Source organism: Actinosynnema sp. NPDC004786 (assembly GCF_053601135.1).
This window is the reverse complement of the sequence record NZ_JBSGBG010000018.1, coordinates 80,154-99,508: the sequence shown is the minus strand read 5'-3', so window position 1 is coordinate 99,508 and position 19,355 is coordinate 80,154. Positions and strand designations below refer to the sequence as shown.

Below are 19,355 nucleotides of genomic sequence, written 5' to 3'. Positions count from 1 at the left end.
CCACGTCGCACCGCGTCGGCGTCGGAACGTCGGCGGCAGGCGAAGGTGGACGGACCTGGTAGTCCGTCCGTCATCCCGCGACGATGTCGTCCTGGTCCAAGGCCAACGTCCGTTCCGCGGCGTCGATGAGGTCCTGGTAGGTGAGGACCTCTATCCGGGACAACACGGCGTTGTAGCTCCGGAACGCGGCGGCGACCTCGGCGGGCTCGAATGCCGGTGTGACGAACGCCGGGTGCCCGATGAGGACCGTGGCGAAGGCGCGCCTGGTCTCGATCCCGTGCTCCGCCAGGATCGTCGCGCGCTGTTCGTCCAGAGACCGCAGGTAGTTGGCCGCCTGTGTCATCGCCTCATGCACGTCCGCTCCGACGGAGCAGTGGGAACGCGGTTTCTCCACCAGCCTGGGCACGAATGCTCGCTTCAGCTCCACGACGTGCAGGGAGCCGTCTCCGCGCAGAAGCGGGATGTCCACCTCGTCGGTCGTGGTGAATCGACGCCGGTCCAGCTCTTCGACATAGCGGCCGCCGAAAATCCACGTCTGCTCCTTGAGCTCCTCGTGGATTCGGCGCTCGGAGCTGCCCGGGTCTTCCACCACCGCTCGCAAGCGGTCCAGTGCCGTTCGACGCCTGCGCCATTGGATCGCGCGGGCGACCACCTCCGAACCGGGCATGCCCGCTATCTCCTCAAGGGCTTCGGGCGACAGGTCGGGCAGCTCTGCTCCGGCAGGCGGATCGGTCAGGATGAGCTGGATCCGGCTGAGCCAGACCAGGTGGTCGGCACTGCCTCTCGGCAGTCTGACACCGCCGAGCCGGTCCTCGCCGATCGTCCACCTCTCCATTGACGAGGTGAGCCTCCGCAGCCATTGGCGTGCCTGTGCGGCGGTCGCGTCCGGCCGGTCCTTGAGGAATTCCCCGAGGAGTTCGACCGCTCGGCGCAGCCCTTGTTCGAGGGTCAGGCGCGCGAGGTTCTCACCCCAGTGCTGCGCTCCGGGCACGTACCAGGTTTCCAAGAGGGTCAAGGGAATATCGCCCGCAGCGTACTCCGCGAAATCGGCGAGTCGGTCGCTCACCTTGTCCTCGCCTGCGCCGGATGCGGCGAGCGATCCGCGTTTCAGGTGATTGACCAGGTCTTTTCCGCGTTGATAGCCGCGTCCTCGCGAATCCGTCCCGGAGTTGATGAACCGGAGTGCCGCATCGACGCAGTCCCGAACCTCGGCCGAGCGGGTCATCTCTCGGGTGTCTTCGAGCAGTCGAACCAGGGTGAAACCCGATCGGTAGCCCATGGGGGCAAGTGTCGCACACTGTTACTGTTGTGCGGTGGCGATTGACGCTGGAGTGGAAGTCCGCCGACTGCTCGCGACAATGAGTGGTCATCCCATCGGCGATCAGGACTACGTGTCCTACTTCGTCAACGAGTTCGGCGAGCGGCTGATCTACGTGCGTGAGCGGAAGAAGCGCCACGCCGTGCTGCTGCACTCTGATCTCGACTGGGAGCCGAAGCTCGTGACCGGTCCGCCCAAGGCGGGTGGAACCGACGAGCAGCTCCCGGCGGACGTCCGCCGGTTCCTGGACGACGTCCCCGTGGTGGGCGATTTCATCCTGGACCACCCCGAAGCGATGTGGCTCAAGGCGTGTCTGGCCGCGACTCAGGACTGGTGACACGTCACCCCTGAGCCGGGGTCGGCACGGGTTCGTCGGGGTGATGGGCGTGCGCTGGTTAGAGTGCGTCCGTGACGAGCATGTGGGGCGCACCGGTGTGGAAGAGGTGGCGCGGGTCGCGCCGCGACCCGGAGCAGGCCCGCTTCCTCACGCTCGCCTCGCTGCGCTGGGTGCTGCGCCACCGCGCGTACACGCCCTGGTACCTCGTGCGGTACTGGCGGCTGCTGCGGTTCCGCCTCGCCAACCCCCACGTGGTGCTGCGCGGCATGGTGTTCCTCGGCAAGAAGGTCGAGCTGCACTGCCGCCCCGGCTACGGGCGGCTGGAGATCGGGCGCTGGGTGCACATCGGCGACGGCAACGCCATCCGCTGCCACGAGGGGTCGCTGAGGATCGGCGACAAGGCCGTGTTCGGCAAGGACAACACGGTCAACTGCTACCTGGACGTGGAGATCGGCGCGGCCACGCTGATCGCGGACTGGGTCTACATCTGCGACTTCGACCACGTGACCGCGGACATCACCCGGCCGATCAAGGACCAGGGCATCGTCAAGTCGCCGGTCCGCATCGGACCCGACTGCTGGCTCGGCACGAAGGTCACCGTCACCCGCGGCACCCGGATCGGGCGCGGGTGCGTCGTCGGGGCGCACGCCGTGGTGCGCGGCGACGTGCCGGACTTCAAGATCGCCGTCGGCACGCCGGCCCGGGTCGTCAAGGACCGGCGGGCCGACTACGAGGCCGACGCCGAGCGCCGCGCCGCCGTGGAGGACATGGCCCGCAAGGCGCAGGAGGCCCTGGAGCGGTCACGCAACGGCTCGTAGCCACGCGCAGAAGTGCGGCCCGGCGGGCACGCGCGGCCGGCAGGATCAGCCGGACCCCGCCGTACCCCACCGTGGAGCGCCCGTGTCACGACCGGACCTGTTCACCTACACCGGCGCGCTGCGCGTCCTCGGCAGGTACGAGCGGCCGTTGTTCGACAAGGTCGACGTGGCGCTCGGCGGCGCGATCCTGCTCGGCGGCGTGCTCGGCGCGCCGGACGTGCTCGGCCTGATCGACCCGAAGAACGAGGCCATGTCGTCGCTGCGCAAGGTGCTCGACAAGGTCTCCGCCCGGCTCACCGGCCTGTCCGGCGCGCACCGCCAGGAACTCGTGGCCGCCGCGCACACGGTGATCGCGGTGAACTCGGTCTTCGACGCGTTCCGCGACCAGGTCGGCGACCGGTTCGACCTGCTGCGGGTCACCGACGCCGAGAAGTTCCGGGCGCTCGGCGTCGAGCCGACCGGGTCGACCGAGGCGGGCGCGCTGCCCGCGCTGTCCGAGCTGAACGTCCCGGCCCCCGACGCCACGCGGGGCTTCCAGCAGAACCTCGACGGCCCGCTGAGCACGTTCTTCTCGGCGGCGACGGCGGCGGTGGCCGAGTTCCTCGGCGGGCTCGCCGCCTGGCAGGCCCTCGCGGGCGGGCGCGACCTGGTCGTGCCGTCGCTGGTGGTCGAGCGGAGTCGCGAGCAGTACGTGCACCACTTCCTGGGGCTGGCGGCGTCGATCCCGGAGTTCGAGGTGTGGACGTTCATCGGCGAGCACTCGGCCACCCGCGCGGCCGTCGAGGCGGGCAACGACCGGCTGGCCCGGGCGCTGGCCGCGCAGACGGAGTCGCTGGAGCGGTTCGCCCGGCTGCTGGCGCGGTCCGCGCCGGGGCAGCTCGGGCCGGACCGCTCGTACCGGGCCAAGCTGGAGAAGGCGGCGCTGGCCACGCTGGGCAAGCCCTTGCTGCGGACCAACCCGGACACCCAGCCGGTCAACGCACGCTTCCCGTCCGTCGAGCGCGGGTTCGTCGCGCCCGGCTACCGCGTCACCGTGCACGACGAGAAGTCCGTTCCGTCGTCGGAGGAGTGGTGGTCGTCCAACACGGTGGTCGAGGAGGACATCGACGCCTTCCTCGCGGCCCACCTGGCGAGCCCGACGAGCACCGCGCGGCCGCTGCTGGTCCTGGGGCACCCCGGCGCGGGCAAGTCGCTGCTGATGGAGGTGCTCGCGGCCCGGCTGCCCGCCGCCGGCTACACCGTGGTGAACGTCCAGCTCCGCAAGGTGGACGCGGACGACAGCGTGCGCGGGCAGATCGAGACGGCGTTGACCGACGTGCTCGCCGAGAAGGTGGACTGGGGCAGGCTCGCCGACGAGTGCGGCGACAGCATCCGCGTCGTGCTGCTGGACGGCTTCGACGAACTCGTGCAGGCCAGCGGCGTGACGCAGTCCAACTACCTGCGGCAGGTCCTCGACTTCCAGGAGCGCGAGGCCGACCTCGGCCGGCCGGTGGCGGTCGTCATCACGTCGAGGACGCTCGTCGTGGACCGGGCCCGCATCCCGCACGGCGTGCCGATCGTGAAGCTGGAGGAGTTCGACGACGCCCGCATCGGCAAGTGGCTGGACGCGTGGAACCGCGCGAACGCCACCACCCCGGGCTTCCGCCCGCCGACCCCGGCCGACCTGCTCCGGCACGGCGACCTGGCCCGGCAGCCGCTGATCCTGCTGATGCTCGCCATCTACGCCGCCGACACCGGCAGCCGGCCGGACGACGAGGACCTGTCGCCGGCCGAGCTGTACGAGCGGCTGATCGACTCGTTCGTGGTGCGCCAGGCGCGGGACAAGGGCCGGGTGCAGCCGTCCGCCGCGCAGGTCGCCAAGCGGGTCAAGCAGAGCAAGTGGCAGTTGGGCATCACGGCGCTGGCCATGTTCAACCGCGGCCGGCAGTACGTGGAGGACGCCGAGCTGAAGCGCGACCTCGCGCCGTTCGCCCCGCCGCCGGAGGTCGTGCAGCGCACCACCTTCGACGACCCGCTCGACACCACGGACCGGATCGTCGGCGACTTCTTCTTCATCCACTCGGCGCAGGTGAACCAGCGGGACGACGCGGCCGGCCGTCGCCGGACCTACGAGTTCCTGCACGCCACGTTCGGCGAGTACCTGATCGCCGAGGTGACGGTGAAGCTGCTCCTGGCGATCCTGGACGACCGGGCCCGGCGCGAGTCCCAGCCGTTCGAGGACTTCGGGCTGCTGGACGACGCCCGGCTGTTCGCGCTGATCTCGCACCAGGCGTTCACCAAGCGGCCGCCGGTGCTGGACTTCGCGGCCGGGCTGTTCGGCGCGCTCGACGGTGAGGTGCGGGCCGGCCTGGTGGTCGTGCTGGACGAACTGATCCGTTCGGTGCACCACCGGGTGAAGCACGACCGGTACCCGACCTACGACCCATCCGGGGCCACGCTGGTGACGCGGGTGGCCGCCTACTCGGCGAACCTGGTGTGCCTCCGCGTCCACCTGGACGGTTCCCCGGTGCCGCTCGACAGCCTGTTCGGGGAGCTGCGCGAGTGGCAGTCGATGGTGCACCTGTGGCACTCCGGACTGGACGCGGACGGGTGGGAGAGCCTGTTCGACACGCTCACCCTCGATCACCAGGGAGATGCCCGGTTCATCACCCTGCGGGGGGCCGAGACAGGCGGGGAGCACGTGTTGGCGGCCCGGTTGCTGGGCGACCCGGCGGCCGAAGGCGCGCTGCGCACCGGGATCCACTTCGTGGGGATCGACATCGCCTCGGGGAGTGCCGAGCAGGAGTTGCTGACCGAGCTGTCCCGTTGGGTCATGTGGAACACGGGGATGGCCGACCTCAGGGTCACCCTGCCGTTCGACGTGAGGGAACTCGACCGCATCCTGGAGCAACTCGACGCCGGCGTGCCGCTGAACAGGCGGGCGCACACCATGCTCCTGTTCGCGTTGTCCCGCGAGTCGTGGCGACTGCCCACGGAGATGGTGTCGCGCGCAATCCGCCTGCTCGTCATGGACAAGCCCTCGTACGACAGCGCTTCCGAGATGTGCTCCGTCGTCTGCGCCCACCCGCGCTTGCTGGACGAGGTCAGCGGCTTGGTCGAGCACCTGGTCGACGCGGTGATCGCCGACCCGGCCAGCCGCCTGACCTGCCTGGTGATCGCCTGGCGCGCGAACGAGGCCGCGGGCGGTCGCCTGACAGGTCTCCGGCAGCTCGTCGACCGGATCGACAGGTCCGCGCGCCGCATCGAGGACGGGAAGTGGAACGACGCCTACTTCCCCGTGGAGTTCTTCGACTACCTGGCGGCTCCGGTCGGGGCGAACTGGGCGTTCGACCGCAGGCTGCTGGAGGAGTTGCGGCGGACGTCCGCAGGGGTCCTGGGCCTGGTCGCGCCGCGCCCCTTCTACGAGGTGGCCAAGAGGTTCATGGCGGGCAGCGCGCCGGAACAGGACATCCTGGACTTCGTCCACGAGTACGCCTACCACGCGCACGGGGTGAGCGAGCCGTACGAGGACCTGCCCGCCGCCATGCTCGCCCTGAAGCGGATGGCGGAGGGCTAGAGGAACACGTTGCCGGTCGGGATCTTGGGACGCCCCAGCGGCGGGTGGTCGCGCACGGTGGCGGCCCGGTAGACCGACGCCGTCCCGGCGGCGATCTTCACCCAGTCGAAGTCCGTGGCCAGGCGGGACTTCGCGGCCTTCGCCCGGCGCGCGGCGGCGGGCCGGTCGTCCAGCACGGACCGGACCGCGCCCGCCAGCGCCTCCACGTCGCCGGGCGCGAACGACAGGCCGGTCACGCCGTCCACCACCACCTCGCCGAGACCGCCGGCGGTCGAGGCGACGAGCGGCGTGCCGGCCGCCGCCGCCTCCAGCGCCACGATGCCGAACGGCTCGTACCGGCTCGGCAGCACGACGGCGTCCGCCGCGGCCAGCGCCGCCGCCAGCGCCCGGTCGGACAGGTGGCCCACGAAGTCCACCGCCCGGCGCACCTTGTGCTTGCGCGCCTGCTCCACCAGCCAGTCGCGGTGCGTGCCGGTGCCCGCCACGACCAGCCTCGTGCCGGGGTGGGCGCGGCGGATGCGGGGCAGCGCGGCGATCAGGTCCTGCACGCCCTTCTCCCACTCCAGCCGGCCGAAGAACAGCAGCAGCGGCGCGCCTGGGGCGCTGTGCGCGGCACGGGCGGCGGCCACGTCCGACGACCGGACCCGCCACCGGCGCGGCTCGATGCCGTTGTGCAGCACCGTGACCGACGACGGCTCCACCTCGAACAGGTGCGCCACCTCGGTCCGCATCGCGGCCGAGCACGTGATCAGCGCGTCGGCCCGGTTCGCCAGCCACCACTCGACCGAGTGGACCTGCTGGTTCAACGTCTGCGACAGCCACCCGCTGTGCCGCCCGGCCTCGGTCGCGTGCACGGTCGCCACCAGCGGCGCGCCGCACTGCTCCGCCAACGCGATGGCGGGGTGCGTGACCAGCCAGTCGTGGGCGTGCACCACGTCCGGCCGCCAGTCGCGCAGCAACGCCGACCCGGCCCGCGTCATCGCGTGCCCCATGGCCAGCGTCCACGCCACCAGGTCGCGCTCGAACACCAGGTGCGTGGGGTCCTCGGCGACCCGGATCAGCCGCACGCCGTCGACCACGTCGTCCGTCGTGGGGTGGGTGATCGCGTCCGTGCCGGCGGGTTGGCGGCACAGCACGACCACGTCGTGCCCCTGCGCGGCGAGGTGCCCGGCCAGCGCGTGCACGTGCCGACCGAGCCCGCCGACGACCACCGGCGGGTACTCCCAGGACAACATCAGCACGCGCATGGGCCATCCTCGCATCTCGGCTCCGCTACCCTGGCGGGACCAGGGAGAAGTGGGGGCACGGTCATGCAGCCTTGGGTCTGGACGATCCTGTTCTGCGCCGCGTTGCTCGTGATCGGGTTCGCGGTGGACCGGAGGGCCCGCGCGCGGCGCGCCGGCCTCGAACGACCGGCCGACACCCGGGGCCGCTCCAAGGCGGACCCGGTGGTCCGGGCGCGGACCGACAACCCCGGCGCGGCGGGCGTCACGCACCGGCAGCACGGCGATCCCGGCGTGGTGGGCGGCGTCAACTAGCCAGCCCTCGCGCGTCGAGCCGGCCGAACGGCCCGTCCACCCGGCGCAGCTCGGCCGCCCGGTCGTGCCCGCGCCCGGCCCGCCGCAGGGCGACCAGCTCGCGGAACCGGTCGGCGTGCGCCCTGGCCCGGTAGCGGGCGTAGTCGGCGGCCGAGTCCTTGGTGACCATGAACGCCCAGTCGCTGGACAGCGCCAGCAGCGCCTCCCGCACGGCCTGGTCCGCGACCGGGTCGCGCACGACGCCGGTCACGTCCAGCGCGAGCAGCTCCCGCTGGACCTCCTCGTTGCCCTGCACGATGTCGGCCACCTGCGGCCCGTTCCACACGTGCCAGTCCTTGCCCGAGCCCCACGACGACGGCGGCACCTCGACCGGCGCGCCCACGTGCCCGGCCTCGACCGCGCCGCGCAACGTGGTCACCCGCACGCCCGCCTCGGGCAGCAGCCGCAGCACCGCCTCCAGCCAGGCCGGCCCCTCGTGCCACCAGTGCCCGTACAGCTCGGTGTCGTACGCGGCCACCACCAGGGACGGCCGGCCGTGCTGCTCCTTCAACGCGCGCAGCCGCCGCACCACCGTGTCCACGAAGTCCGCCGCGTGCCGCCGCACGGCCGCCGCGGCGGGCTCCGGGTCGTACGGCCGCTTGTCCGCCGGGTCCACGTGCTTGCCCGTGACCCGCGACGGCTTGAGCCCGCTGGGGTGGTCGTAGGTGTGGAAGTCGCGGTAGGCCGGGTCGCCGGGGTAGCCGACCTTGGGCGACCACACCCGGTACGACACCTCCAGGTCGCGCCCGAACGCGATCACGTCCGACGTGCCGACCGGGCGGCCGGCGGCGGTGTCGCCGCGCAGCGACGGGCCGTCCACCAGGAACCGCCGCACGCCCGCCCGCGCGTAGTCGTGCTCCATGCCCGGCGCGTACGCGCACTCGGGGGCCCAGATGCCCTCGGGCGTCGAGCCGATCCGCAACGCGGTGTCGGCGAGCCCGGTGCGGAGCGAGAACGCCCGCAGCCGCGGGTCGAGCAGCGGCTGGAACGGGTGCGCGGCCGGGCCGCCCAGCAGCTCGATCGCGCGCGCGTCCACCAGGGACCGCAGCAGCGGCGAGAAGCCGTGCCGCCACCGCGCCTCGAACCGCTCCAGCGCCCACGCCGACGCGCGGTGCTCGCGCGCGGCCAGGTCCGGCAGCCGGAACGACGCGCCGTGCGCCCGCAGCTGCCAGTTGCCTAGCCAGTCGTGCAGGCCGCGCAGGCAGTGGGGGTCGTCCAGCTGCGCCGCCAGGACCGGCGTGACGCCCAGCGTGAGCACGTCCTCGCGGCCCTCGGCGGCGAACCGCTCCAGCAGGTCCACCACCGGCAGGTACGAGTGCGCCCACGCCTGGTACAGCCACTCCTCGCCGACCGGCCATGCGCCGTGGTGCGCGAGCCACGGCAGGTGGCTGTGCAGCACCAGGCAGAACGTGCCCTCGTCGCGGGTCACGGGCGCACCGCCACGGCGACCAGGTCCAGGCTCGCGTCCAGGTCGTCGGTGGTGACCTCGAAGTCCTCGTCGCGCACCGACGCCACGGCGGCCAGCAGGTCGTCCGGCCACGTGCCGCCGTCCACCACCACGGCCACCTGCGCGTCGATGACCGACCCGCCGAACCGCTCGTCCAGCGCCCGCAACGCCGGGCCGTGCCGCAGCCCGGCCAGCAGCTCGACCCGCAGGCCCGCGCCGACCAGCAGGTCGCGCAGCTCGGCGGCGGCCAGCTCGCGGGTGTGGAACGGGTTGAGCGGGGTGTCGCGGCCGGGGGAGAACGTGATCCGGTTCGGCGTGGTGACCAGGAGCCGCCCACCGGGCCGCAGCACCCGCGCGCACTCCGCCAGGAAGCCCTCCTGGTCCCACAGGTGCTCGATGACCTGGAGGTTCGCCACCACGTCCACGCTCGCGGAGCGCAGCGGCAGCGACGCGAGGTTGCCCCGCAGCACGGTCAGCTCCGGGTACGCGCGACTCGCGTGCGCCGCCGTCGGCTCGTCGTAGTCGAGCGCGACGACCCGCGCGGCGTGCCCGGCGATGAGCGCCGCGCCGTAGCCCTCGCCGCAGCCCGCCTCCAGCACGACCGCGCCCGCGCAGTGCCGGACGAGGTGCCGGTAGGCCGCCTCGTGGCGGCGGAACCAGTAGTTCTCCTCGGCGATCCCGGGCACGGTGCGCTCACCGGTGAGGGGCAGCGGCTCGACGGTCACCCGGCCAGCCTAGTTGCTCGTTACTCGCGGGTAGGCAGGGCCTGCCCTGTCGACCTTCACTGTTTCGTGTGAACCCCGGTTCCTCCGAGTGTGGGAAATTGTCGCCAGGTGCGGTGTCAATGCCGCGAATGCGTTCGATAAAACGACCCGATCGTGTGACTTGAATCGACTTCAGCTGGATCTTCCGCGATCGTGTTTCCGCAGCCAGCGGCGCGCATTGCCGCCGTTGTGCCGGGGTAGTCGTGGGTGGTCAGGTGCCGGTGGGGTGCTTTACGCTCGTACCCTCGGCCAATCTTCGAACGAGCGGGGCCGCCATGGTTGCGAAAGAGCCGGAGATTGTTCCGCTGCACGCTGGTTTCGACGTCGTCTACCGCGGTTTCCACCGCCGCCAGGTGATCGAGCACCTCGAGAACCTGGACGAACAGCTCAAGTACTGCAACCTCGACCGCGCCGAGGCGCTGGCCCAGGCCGCCGACCTGCGCAAGCTGCTGGAGATGACCCGCAACGACCTCGACCAGGCGCGGGCCCGGATCGAGCGGTTGGAGATGTCGCCGGACACGACGGCCGGCGCGTCCGAGCGGTTGCACCGGATGCTGACCCTCGCCGAGGACGAGGCGAACGACCTGCGGTTGCGCGCCGAGCGCGACGTGACGGCGTTGCGCGAGCGCACCGAGGCGGAGCTGGCGCAGCGGCGGCGTCAGCTGGAGGACGAGCTGGCCGCCCAGCGGGCCGAGGCCGAGGAGGAGGCGCGGCAGCAGCGCGACGCCGCCGGGCGGCGGGCCGCCGAGCTGGACCAGCGCGAGGTCGACCTGGAACGCCGCCGGGCCGAGGTGGAGGCGCACCTCGTGGCCCGCGCGGAGCAGGTCGAGGCCGAGTGCGCCGCCGCCGTGGCGAAGGCCGAGCAGGAGGCGGAGCAGGTGCTGCGGGCCGCGGCGGAGCGGTGCGCGCGGCTGGAGGCGGAGTCGGACGACAAGCGGGCCAAGGCGCAGAACTTCTTCGAGCTGACCATGAACCGGCGTCGCCACGAGGCCGAGCAGCACTTCGCCGAGCAGGAGGAGCTGGCCAAGGCGCGGGCCGCGTTCCTGATCAAGCTGGCCGCCCGCGAGGCGAACCGGCGCATCGACGAGATCCAGCGGCAGTCCGACGAGCTGCGCGAACTGCGCCACACCGTGGCCGCCCAGGTGGCCGCGGCCCGGGTCGCGCTGGACGAGGCGGCCGACCGCGTGCCCAACCTGATCCCGGAACAGACCACCGTCGAGCAGGCGAGCGGCGAGCAGGTGGCCGGGCAGCGGGAGGCCGGGCAGCAGGAGGCCGGTCAGCAGGTGAGCGCCCGGCAGGCGGGCGGCGACGGCAGGCGGGTGGACGCTTGACCGCGGCCGGCCGTGCGGGAACGGGAGTGGGGACGCGGTGATGTACGAAGCGGCCGTGGTGTTCGGGTTGTGCGCGTTGTCCTTCGCCGCGGGCTGCGTGCTGACGGCGGTCATGCTGCGGCGCGACCAGCCGCCGCCCGAGCCCGTGCCGGAACCCGCGCCGGCGCCGCGCGAACCCGAGTTCGCCGCGCCGTTCCCGCCGGAGGAGTACGTGACCAGGCCGATCCACCGCAACCCGGTGCTCGGCATGCCGACCGCCCTCGCGCCCGCACCGGCGCCGACGCGCCCGACCCTGGTGCTCGTGCCCACCCCGAGACCGGAGGCCGGCGACCGCGTGCCGCAGGACGAGGTGCGCCGGATGCGCGTGGTCCGCCTCGCCGCCGAAGCCGGGGGGACCGATCCCGCCGGAGCGGAGCCCGTCGAAGCGCGGCCCACCGGGACAGCCGAGCCGGCGGAACCCGAGCCCACCGCCGAAGCCGTGCCGGCTTCAGCCGAACCCGCGAAACCCGTGCCCGTCGCGGAACCCGTCGCCGCCGCCGAAGATCCGGCCGGACCGGAGGACGCCGCCGACCCGGCACGTCCCGCACCCGACCCCGGCACCCTCCCGCGCACGGCAGGAGCGGCCCGCCGCGACACCGGTCGCTAGCGGGCCGCCCCACGCCAAACCGCGGTCAGTGCCTGCCGCGGAACCGACGCAGCACCTGCTGCGCCTTGGCCTTGTTCCGGGGGTCGCGAGCCGCCTGCTTGACCTGCTCGGCGACCCGACGGCCCTGGGGACTGCGGGCGAAAGCGGCGAGCTTGCTGAACAGAGATGCCATGTACAACTCCTTCCCTGTTCGGCCAACGTTCAAACCCCGCAGGGAGTTCCTAAACGGGCGAAACGGTCACGCCGAGCGCGCCCGGGCCCACGTGCGCGCCGATCGCGGAACTGACCTGGGTCACCAGGAACCGGCGCACGTTGGGCAGCTTCGCCCGCAGCAGCTCCAGCACGGTCCCGGCCCGCTCGGCCGCGTCGAAGTGCTCGACCGCGATGTCCACCGCGTCCCGGCCCGCCTTCCCGGCCGCGATGTCGACCAGCTTGCGCACCGCGCGCTCCGCGCCGAGCGCCTTGTCCAGCGGCGCGATCCGCCCCTCGGCCACGGTCAGCAGCGGCTTCATCGACAGCGCCGAGCCGACCAGGGCGGCGGCCCGGCCGATCCGCCCGCCCCGCTGGAGGTACTCCAGCGTGTCCACGTAGATCAGCTCGGTGCTGCCCCGCACGACGTGCTGCGCGGCGGCCAGGACGCGGTTCACGTCCCCGCCCGCGGCGGCCGCCGTGGCGGCGGCCACGACCGCGTACCCGAGGCTCATGCCGCACGTCCGCGTGTCCACCACGTGCACCGGCACGCGCACCTGGCCGGCGGCCCGCCGGGCGGCCTCCACGGTCTGCGACAGGCCGGTGGACACGTGCAGCGACACGATCGCCTCCGCGCCCGCCGCCTCCGCGTCGGCGTAGGACCAGAAGAACGCGCCGGGGTCGGGCGGCGCGGTGGTGACGTCGAGCCGGTCGCGCAAGGCGTCCACGAGCTTCGGCACCGGCACGCGGACCTCGTCGTCCACCCAGTCGCCGATGCGCACCTGGATCTGCGCGACGGTCACGCCGAGCTTCTCGGTCAACTGCGGCGGCAGGCACGCGGTGGAGTCCGTGACAATCGCTACTCGCCGGGACATGCGCTCGAACCTAGCCCAATAGGGGGAGCGTCTGTAACGCCGTCGTGCGGAGAAGCGACATTGTCCGAATGGCCCGGAACGGCCAGTGAGCATCATCACCCGGTGGTGGTGCTTGCTGCTGTTTGCACCTCTGCTACCGGTGGGTAACATGCGGGTGGCCGACACCACCATGCCAATGCGGCGATGACATGGCAGGGTCACGAGCAATCCGGCGGCCACCGGCAACCACCGTCGCCGCACTCACATCGCCGCCCGTCCGCAGGAGGTCGAAGAGGACCCATGAACATTGTCGTCCTGGTCAAGCAGGTGCCCGACACCTGGTCCGAGCGCAAGCTCGCCGACTCCGACCACACCCTCGACCGCGAGTCCGCGGACGCCGTGCTCGACGAGATCAACGAGCGCGCCGTGGAAGAGGCGCTGCTGCTCCAGGAGGCGCACGGCGGCGAGGTGACCGTCGTCGCGATGGGTCCCGACCGCGCGACCGACGCGATCCGCAAGGCGCTCTCCATGGGCGCGGACAAGGCCGTCCACGTCTCCGACGAAGCCCTGCACGGCTCCGACGCGCTCACCACCGCGAAGGTCCTGGCCAAGGCCATCGGCACGATCGAGGGCGTCGACCTGGTCATCGCGGGCAACGAGGCCACCGACGGCCGCGCGGGCGCGGTGCCCGCGATGCTGGCCGAGCTGCTGGGCCTGCCGCAGGTCACGCAGGTGCGCAAGCTCACCGTCGAGGGCGGCACGGTCAAGGCCGAGCGGGAGACCGACGAGGGCGTGGCGCACCTGGAGGCGAGCCTGCCCGCGGTCGTCAGCGTGAACGAGAAGATCAACGAGCCGCGCTACCCGTCCTTCAAGGGCATCATGGCGGCGAAGAAGAAGCCGGTGAGCACGCTCACCGTCGCCGACCTGGGCCTGGACGCGGGCGAGGTCGGCCTCGGCGCGTCGTGGTCGCAGGTGCTGGAGTCGGCTCCGAAGCCGCCGCGCGGCGCGGGCCAGCGTGTCGAGGACTCGGGTGACGGCGGCGCGAAGATCGCCGAGTACCTGGTCGGCCAGAAGCTCATCTGAAGGCGAGGAGAAGCATGTCCGAGGTACTCGTCCTCGTCGACCACGTCGACGGCGAGGTCAAGAAGGTCACCTATGAGCTTCTATCCGCCGCGCGCCGTCTCGGCGAGCCGGCCGCGGTGGTGGTCGGATCGCCCGGCACGGCGGGCAAGGTGAAGGAGTCCCTGGGCCGCTACGGCGCGGTGAAGGTGTACGCGGCGGAATCCGAGGACGCGGTGAACCACCTGGTCACGCCGAAGGTGGACGCGCTCGCCGCGATCGCGGGCACCGCCTCGCCCGCCGCCGTGCTGGTCTCGGCGACGCTGGAGGGCAAGGAGGTCGCGGGCCGCCTCGCCGTGCGCCTGGGCTCCGGCCTGCTCTACGACGCCGTGGACGTCGACGGCGAGGGCGTCGCCACGCAGTCGATCTTCGGTGGCGCGTACGTGGTGAAGTCCAAGGTCACCAACGGCGTGCCGGTCATCGCCGTGCGCCCCGGCGGCGTCGAGGCGTCCGAGTCGCCCGCCGACCCGGTCGAGCAGGCCGTCGAGGTGCCCGCCGGCAACCCGGCGCTGGTCACCAGGGTCACCGGCCGCGAGCCGGTCGTCGGCGGCGACCGCCCGGAGCTGACCGAGGCGTCGGTCGTCGTGTCCGGCGGTCGGGGCGTGGGCAGCGCGGAGAGCTTCGCGGTCGTGGAGAAGCTGGCCGACAGCCTCGGCGCGGCGGTGGGCGCGTCCCGGGCCGCGGTGGACTCCGGCTACTACCCGCACCAGTTCCAGGTCGGCCAGACCGGCAAGACGGTCTCGCCGCAGCTCTACATCGCCCTGGGCATCTCCGGCGCGATCCAGCACCGGGCGGGCATGCAGACGTCCAAGACCATCGTCGCGGTCAACAAGGACCCGGAGGCGCCGATCTTCGAGATCGCCGACTTCGGTGTGGTGGGCGACCTGTTCGCGGTCGCGCCGCAGCTGACCGAAGAGGTCGCCAAGCGCAAGGGCTGACCCGAGCCCGCACCCGGGGGCCGCTCCGCACCGCGCGGGGCGGCCCCCGTCGCGCGTCCGGCCTCACCGGGGTTTAACCGACCTGCCACTGAGGCGTCATCGGAACGACCTGCTCCCGGTCGCCAAGCGGTCGGTAGACCAGACCCATGACGCAGCCGCAACTGCTTGTCAGCACCGGTGACGCCGCCTCCGACGCGCCGCGCTACTCCCTGCTGGTCGCGCGCGACAGCGACGAGGTCGTGGCCGCGCAACGGCTGCGCCACCAGGTGTTCGCCGCCGAGATGGGCGCCGTGCTGCACACCACCGTGCCGGGTCACGACGTCGACCGCTTCGACGCGTTCTGCGACCACCTCGTGGTGCGCGACGACCGCACCGGCGACATCGTGGGCACCTACCGGATGCTGCCGCCGGAACGCGCCGCCGAGGCTGGCGGCCTGTACTCCGACGGCGAGTTCGACCTCACCGCCCTGGACCCCCTGCGGCCGTCGTTGGTCGAGACCGGGCGGTCGTGCGTGCACCCGGACCACCGCAACGGCGCGGTCGTGTCGCTGGTGTGGGCCGGGATCGCCCGCTACATGCTGCTGTCCGGGCACTCGTGGCTGATCGGCTGCGCCTCGGTGCCGCTGCACGACGGCGGGTCGTTCGCGGCGGGCGTGTGGGACGCCGTGCGGGCCAGGCACTACTCCCCGGACGAGTACCGCGTCACGCCGCGGACGCCGTGGGACGTCGACGCGCCGGCGCGCCCGGACCGGACCGTGCTGCCGCCGCTGCTGAAGGGCTACCTGCGGCTGGGCGCGTGGGTGTGCGGGCGGCCCGCGCTGGACGCCGACTTCGGCGTGGCCGACCTGCCCGTGCTGCTCGGGATGGACCGGGTCGACCAGCGGTACCTGAAGTTCTTCCTGGGGGAGACGGCGTGAACAAGCACGCGTGGATGCCCGTGTCGCCGTGCGGCGACGGGTGCGTGGACCACTCGACCGCGTCGGTCGGCCCGGTCCGGGCGGCGTGGCGGGTGGTGGCGGCCTCGGCGGTGCTGCTGTGCGGGCCGCTGGTCGTGCTCGGCGTGCTGTGCGTGCGCGGACGGGCGCGTGCGGTGGTGCTGCGGCGGTGGTTCCGGGCGCTGCTGCGGGCCTTCGGGGTGCGGTTGCGGGTCGTCGGGCCGGTGTTCCAGGAGAACCCGGGACGCGGCGTGCTCGTGGTGTCCAACCACGTGTCCTGGTTGGACGAGCTGGCGATCGACGCGGTGCAGCCGATCCGGATGGTCGCCAAGCGGGACATCCGGGACTGGCCGGTGCTGGGCCGGCTGATCACCGCCGCCCGCACGGTGTACCTGGACCGGGAGCGGCTGTCGCTGCTGCCCGGGACGGTGGCCGAGCTGGCGGCGGCGCTGCGGGACGGCGCGGCGGTCGGCGTCCACGCCGAGGGCACGACCTGGTGCGGCGTGGCGTCCGGGCGCTACCGGCCCGCCCTGTTCCAGTCCGCGCTCGACGCGGGCGTGCCCGTGCGACCCGTGGTGCTGCGGTACCTGCAGGGTTCGGCGACGTCCACCCGGCCCGCGTTCATCGGGTCCGACACCCTGGTCGACTCGGTGCGGCGGGTGCTGCGCTCGCGCGACCTGGTGGTCGAGGTGCACGTGCTGGACGAGATCGCCCCCGGCCGCGCCGCGAACCGCCGTGAGCTGGCGGCCCTGGTGCAGCAGGAGGCCGAACGGGTCGCCTACGGCTCGCTCGACCTCCCCGCGCCCCGACCGCACGCCACCACATCGACCGCCGAGGCGGCCTGAGCCGGGACCGGGCGAGCGACGGACGACCACCGCGCCGACGCCGGTGGTCCGGTCGTCGGCGAGGCTTCGACCTGCGTCATATTGCCTTGACCTCGACCCCGGTGGAGGTTGAACCATTGAGCCGTGACGACGACGAGCGAGACCCCCGCGAGGAGCAACCTCTGGACACCCGAACGGCGGGGGCCGACGCTCGGGATCATCCTGCTCGTCACGTTGCTCGCGTTCGAGAACATGGGCGTCAGCACGGCGATGCCGCGCATGGTCGCCGAGCTGGACGGCAACGAGCTGTACGCGTGGCCGTTCCTCGCGTTCCTCGCCGCGAGCGTCGTCGCCACCGTGCTGTCCGGGCGGCTGAGCGACCTGCGCGGACCGCGGCCGTCCCTGCTCGTCGGGCCCGCCCTCTTCCTGGTGGGCCTGATCGTCGCGGGCCTGGCCCAGGACATGCCGCAACTGCTCGCCGGCCGGGTGCTCCAGGGCATCGGCGGCGGGGCGCAGGTGGTCGCCGTCTACGTGCTGATCGGCCTGGTGTACCCGGAACGCGACCGGCCCGCCGTGTTCGGGCTGCTGGCCTCGGCGTGGGTGGTGCCGTCGTTGGTCGGACCGGCGCTGTCCGGGTGGCTGACCGAGACGCTGAGCTGGCGCTGGGTGTTCCTGGGGCTCGCGCCGTTCGTGCTGCTGGGCGTGCTGCTGCTGGTGCCCGTGCTGCGGAACCTGCCGCCGCACACCCCCGACCGCAACACCCGCCGCGGGTTGCCGCTCGCGGCGCTGGGCGCGGGGTCGGGCGTCGCGGCGGTGAGCTGGGCGGCGCAGCACCCGACCGGTCTGGACCTGGTGATCGGCCTGGCCGGCCTGGTCGTGCTGGCGCCGTCCCTGCGGGTGCTGCTGCCCCGGGGCACGCTCACCGCCCGCCCCGGCCTGCCCGTGACGATCCTGTCCCGCGGCCTGCTCGCGGGCTCGTTCTTCGCCGTCGAGGCGTTCATCCCGCTCACGTTGACCTCCGTGCACGGGTACTCGGCCATCGCCGCCGGCATCCCGCTCACGCTGAGCGCGCTGGGCTGGTCCACGGCCGCCTGGTGGCAGTCGCGCAAGCCGGAGATCCCGCGCGAGAAGCTGGTCCGCTGGGGGTTCGCGATCAACGCGGCGGGTATCTCCGGAGTGACGCTCATCGCACCGTCCTGGGGTCCGGCCTGGGCGACGCCGGTGCTGTGGGCGGTCGCCGGCGCCGGGATGGGGATGGCCATGTCGAGTCTGAGCGTGCTCACCCTGGGCGCGTCCACCGAGGTCGACCGGGGGTTCAACTCCTCCGCGCTGCAGATCAGCGACATGCTGGGGTCGGCGCTGCTGGTCGGCCTCGGCGGCGTGCTGGTCACCACCTTCGCCTCGGCCGCCGCGCCCACGGCCGCCGTGGTGCCGTTCGACCTGCTGATGGCGGGGGTCGCGGTCCTCGGTGCGGTGCTCGCGGGCCGGCTCGGCCGGGCTACCCTGGGAAGCTGATGGCCTACTTCGACCACGCCGCCACGACCCCCATGCTCCCCGAGGCGATCGAGGCGATGACTCGGGCGTTGTCCACGACGGGCAACGCCTCCTCGTTGCACACCTCGGGCCGGCGGGCGCGGCGGGCGGTCGAGGAGGCGCGGGAGGACATCGCGGACGCCCTCGGCGCGCGACCGTCCGAAGTGATCTTCACCAGCGGTGGCACGGAGAGCGACAACCTCGCGGTCAAGGGCGTGTACTGGTCCCGCCGCACGTCCCGCCGCCGGCGCGTGGTGGCGTCGTCGGTGGAGCACCACGCCGTGCTCGACGCCGTGCAGTGGCTCGTGGACCACGAAGGCGCCGAGGTGACCTGGCTGGAGCCCGACGGGCTCGGCCGCATCCGGCCGGAGGCGCTGCGCGACGCGCTGGACGACGACGTCGCCCTGGTCACCGCGATGTGGGCGAACAACGAGGTCGGGACGATCAACCCGGTGCGCGAGCTGGCCGCGCTGGCCGCCGAGCGCGGGGTGCCGTTCCACACCGACGCGGTGCAGGCCGTGGGCGCGGTGCCGGTCGACTTCGCCGACTCCGGCGCGGCGGCGCTGACGCTCACCGGCCACAAGGTCGGCGGGCCGTACGGCGTCGGCGTGCTGCTGCTGGGTCGTGACGTGGCGACGACGCCCGTGCTGCACGGCGGCGGGCAGGAGCGGGAAGTGCGGTCCGGCACGCTGGACGTGCCGTCGATCGTGGCCTTGGCCGCGGCGGTGCGGCACGCGGTGGACCACCGCGCCGGGACCGCCGCCCGGGTGGCCGCGCTGCGCGACGAGCTGGTCGAGTCGGTGCGGCGGGTCGTGCCGGACGTGGCGGTGAACGGCGACCCGGTGCACCGGCTGCCCGGCAACGCGCACCTCACGTTCCCCGGCTGCGAGGGCGACAGCCTGCTGATGCTGCTGGACGCCAAGGGCATCGAGTGCTCCACCGGCTCGGCCTGCACGGCGGGGGTGGCGCAACCCAGCCACGTGCTGCTGGCCATGGGCGTGGACCCGGTGCTCGCGCGCGGCTCGCTGCGGTTCTCCCTCGGCCACACGTCCACGGCGGCCGAGGTGCGGGAACTGGCCGAGGTGATCGGTCCGGTGGTGGAGCGGGCCCGCACGGCGGGCATCGCGGGGTTGAAGCGGCTGGCGGGCAAGGCGACGGCGGAGGTGTGA

The 19,355-nt window shown here is 72.9% G+C and carries 19 protein-coding genes; 12 read left to right on the top strand and 7 right to left on the bottom strand.

All coding sequences use genetic code 11. The features are described 5' to 3' along the window. Nucleotides 1-70: 70 nt before the first annotated feature. Nucleotides 71-1,279 carry a Shedu immune nuclease family protein gene (locus tag ACWEFJ_RS18470; protein WP_449714446.1) on the bottom strand — a complete coding sequence of 403 codons (1,209 nt, stop codon included), beginning with the start codon at nt 1,277-1,279 and terminating at the stop codon, nt 71-73. Nucleotides 1,280-1,313: 34 nt separating this feature from the next. Here ACWEFJ_RS18470 and ACWEFJ_RS18465 point away from each other — a divergent pair, with 34 nt between their 5' ends. The 3 genes from ACWEFJ_RS18465 to ACWEFJ_RS18455 all read left to right on the top strand — a co-directional run bounded on the left by ACWEFJ_RS18465 (nt 1,314) and on the right by ACWEFJ_RS18455 (nt 6,029). Further along, nucleotides 1,314-1,655, top strand: coding sequence for a hypothetical protein (locus ACWEFJ_RS18465; RefSeq protein WP_449714445.1), 342 nt, complete (start codon nt 1,314-1,316; stop codon nt 1,653-1,655). 71 nt (nt 1,656-1,726) lie between these two features. Further along, nucleotides 1,727-2,473 (top strand): acyltransferase, encoded by a 747-nt coding sequence (locus ACWEFJ_RS18460; RefSeq protein ID WP_449714444.1) that lies wholly within the window; start codon nt 1,727-1,729, stop codon nt 2,471-2,473. 82 nt (nt 2,474-2,555) lie between these two features. Next, entirely contained in the window at nt 2,556-6,029 is a 3,474-nt protein-coding gene (locus ACWEFJ_RS18455) for an NACHT domain-containing protein (protein WP_449714443.1), read from the top strand. Here ACWEFJ_RS18455 and ACWEFJ_RS18450 read toward each other — a convergent pair. Beyond that, nucleotides 6,026-7,276 carry a glycosyltransferase family 4 protein gene (locus ACWEFJ_RS18450; RefSeq protein WP_449714442.1) on the bottom strand — a complete coding sequence of 417 codons (1,251 nt, stop codon included), beginning with the start codon at nt 7,274-7,276 and terminating at the stop codon, nt 6,026-6,028. The genes ACWEFJ_RS18455 and ACWEFJ_RS18450 overlap by 4 nt on opposite strands. Before the next feature lie 63 nt (nt 7,277-7,339). On the opposite strand from ACWEFJ_RS18450, the gene ACWEFJ_RS18445 reads away from it, so the two are divergent. After that, nucleotides 7,340-7,567: a hypothetical protein gene (locus ACWEFJ_RS18445; RefSeq protein WP_449714441.1), complete on the top strand. Its 228-nt coding sequence runs from the start codon at nt 7,340-7,342 to the stop codon at nt 7,565-7,567. On the opposite strand, the gene ACWEFJ_RS18440 is transcribed toward ACWEFJ_RS18445, so the two are convergent. The 3 genes from ACWEFJ_RS18440 to ACWEFJ_RS18430 all read right to left on the bottom strand — a co-directional run bounded on the left by ACWEFJ_RS18440 (nt 7,560) and on the right by ACWEFJ_RS18430 (nt 10,182). Then, nucleotides 7,560-9,035, bottom strand: coding sequence for a 1,4-alpha-glucan branching protein domain-containing protein (locus ACWEFJ_RS18440; protein ID WP_449714440.1), 1,476 nt, complete (start codon nt 9,033-9,035; stop codon nt 7,560-7,562). The genes ACWEFJ_RS18445 and ACWEFJ_RS18440 overlap by 8 nt on opposite strands. Continuing rightward, on the bottom strand, nt 9,032-9,778 hold the full coding sequence (locus tag ACWEFJ_RS18435) for a class I SAM-dependent methyltransferase (RefSeq protein WP_449714439.1): 747 nt from the start codon (nt 9,776-9,778) through the stop codon (nt 9,032-9,034). Before ACWEFJ_RS18435 ends, ACWEFJ_RS18440 begins: the two co-directional genes overlap by 4 nt. Before the next feature lie 116 nt (nt 9,779-9,894). After that, nucleotides 9,895-10,182 (bottom strand): hypothetical protein, encoded by a 288-nt coding sequence (locus ACWEFJ_RS18430; protein WP_449714438.1) that lies wholly within the window; start codon nt 10,180-10,182, stop codon nt 9,895-9,897. Here ACWEFJ_RS18430 and ACWEFJ_RS18425 point away from each other — a divergent pair. Together ACWEFJ_RS18425 and ACWEFJ_RS18420 are read left to right on the top strand one after the other, a co-directional pair. Further along, nucleotides 10,171-11,148 (top strand): hypothetical protein, encoded by a 978-nt coding sequence (locus ACWEFJ_RS18425; protein ID WP_449714437.1) that lies wholly within the window; start codon nt 10,171-10,173, stop codon nt 11,146-11,148. The genes ACWEFJ_RS18430 and ACWEFJ_RS18425 overlap by 12 nt on opposite strands. A 40-nt stretch (nt 11,149-11,188) precedes the next feature. Beyond that, complete coding sequence (locus ACWEFJ_RS18420) at nt 11,189-11,794, top strand: hypothetical protein (RefSeq protein ID WP_449714436.1); 606 nt, start codon at nt 11,189-11,191, stop codon at nt 11,792-11,794. A gap of 25 nt (nt 11,795-11,819) precedes the next feature. Here ACWEFJ_RS18420 and ACWEFJ_RS18415 read toward each other — a convergent pair whose 3' ends face one another. Both ACWEFJ_RS18415 and ACWEFJ_RS18410 read right to left on the bottom strand, forming a co-directional pair. Further along, complete coding sequence (locus tag ACWEFJ_RS18415; RefSeq protein WP_378085470.1) at nt 11,820-11,966, bottom strand: hypothetical protein; 147 nt, start codon at nt 11,964-11,966, stop codon at nt 11,820-11,822. 49 nt (nt 11,967-12,015) lie between these two features. Further along, the gene (locus ACWEFJ_RS18410; RefSeq protein ID WP_449714435.1) at nt 12,016-12,858 is read right to left on the bottom strand and encodes a DegV family protein; all 843 of its coding nucleotides are present in this window, start codon (nt 12,856-12,858) and stop codon (nt 12,016-12,018) included. A 279-nt stretch (nt 12,859-13,137) separates the two neighbouring features. On the opposite strand from ACWEFJ_RS18410, the gene ACWEFJ_RS18405 reads away from it, so the two are divergent. From ACWEFJ_RS18405 to ACWEFJ_RS18380, 6 genes are all read left to right on the top strand, one after another. Further along, a complete protein-coding gene (locus ACWEFJ_RS18405; protein WP_378085466.1) occupies nt 13,138-13,920 on the top strand; it encodes an electron transfer flavoprotein subunit beta/FixA family protein in 783 nt (260 codons plus the stop codon). Between the two features lie 14 nt (nt 13,921-13,934). Next, a complete protein-coding gene (locus tag ACWEFJ_RS18400; protein ID WP_378085464.1) occupies nt 13,935-14,894 on the top strand; it encodes an electron transfer flavoprotein subunit alpha/FixB family protein in 960 nt (319 codons plus the stop codon). A gap of 146 nt (nt 14,895-15,040) precedes the next feature. Beyond that, the gene (locus ACWEFJ_RS18395) at nt 15,041-15,811 is read left to right on the top strand and encodes a GNAT family N-acetyltransferase (RefSeq protein ID WP_378085462.1); all 771 of its coding nucleotides are present in this window, start codon (nt 15,041-15,043) and stop codon (nt 15,809-15,811) included. Continuing rightward, nucleotides 15,808-16,674, top strand: coding sequence for a lysophospholipid acyltransferase family protein (locus ACWEFJ_RS18390; RefSeq protein ID WP_449714434.1), 867 nt, complete (start codon nt 15,808-15,810; stop codon nt 16,672-16,674). Before ACWEFJ_RS18395 ends, ACWEFJ_RS18390 begins: the two co-directional genes overlap by 4 nt. Nucleotides 16,675-16,797: 123 nt before the next feature. Then, on the top strand, nt 16,798-18,168 hold the full coding sequence (locus tag ACWEFJ_RS18385) for an MFS transporter (protein WP_449714433.1): 1,371 nt from the start codon (nt 16,798-16,800) through the stop codon (nt 18,166-18,168). Further along, nucleotides 18,168-19,355, top strand: a complete 1,188-nt coding sequence (locus tag ACWEFJ_RS18380; RefSeq protein ID WP_378085456.1) for a cysteine desulfurase family protein — start codon at nt 18,168-18,170, stop codon at nt 19,353-19,355. The genes ACWEFJ_RS18385 and ACWEFJ_RS18380 overlap by 1 nt, the downstream gene beginning before the upstream one ends.

Excerpts from the sequence above, each read along its gene's own strand:
- ACWEFJ_RS18470 (WP_449714446.1), bottom strand. The coding sequence starts at position 1,279 with ATGGGCTACCGATCGGGTTTCACCCTGGTTCGACTGCTCGAAGACACC.
- ACWEFJ_RS18450 (WP_449714442.1), bottom strand. The coding sequence starts at position 7,276 with ATGCGCGTGCTGATGTTGTCCTGGGAGTACCCGCCGGTGGTCGTCGGC.
- ACWEFJ_RS18445 (WP_449714441.1), top strand. The coding sequence starts at position 7,340 with ATGCAGCCTTGGGTCTGGACGATCCTGTTCTGCGCCGCGTTGCTCGTG.
- ACWEFJ_RS18420 (WP_449714436.1), top strand. The coding sequence starts at position 11,189 with ATGTACGAAGCGGCCGTGGTGTTCGGGTTGTGCGCGTTGTCCTTCGCC.
- ACWEFJ_RS18415 (WP_378085470.1), bottom strand. The coding sequence starts at position 11,966 with ATGGCATCTCTGTTCAGCAAGCTCGCCGCTTTCGCCCGCAGTCCCCAG.
- ACWEFJ_RS18410 (WP_449714435.1), bottom strand. The coding sequence starts at position 12,858 with ATGTCCCGGCGAGTAGCGATTGTCACGGACTCCACCGCGTGCCTGCCG.
- ACWEFJ_RS18405 (WP_378085466.1), top strand. The coding sequence starts at position 13,138 with ATGAACATTGTCGTCCTGGTCAAGCAGGTGCCCGACACCTGGTCCGAG.
- ACWEFJ_RS18400 (WP_378085464.1), top strand. The coding sequence starts at position 13,935 with ATGTCCGAGGTACTCGTCCTCGTCGACCACGTCGACGGCGAGGTCAAG.
- ACWEFJ_RS18395 (WP_378085462.1), top strand. The coding sequence starts at position 15,041 with ATGACGCAGCCGCAACTGCTTGTCAGCACCGGTGACGCCGCCTCCGAC.
- ACWEFJ_RS18380 (WP_378085456.1), top strand. The coding sequence starts at position 18,168 with ATGGCCTACTTCGACCACGCCGCCACGACCCCCATGCTCCCCGAGGCG.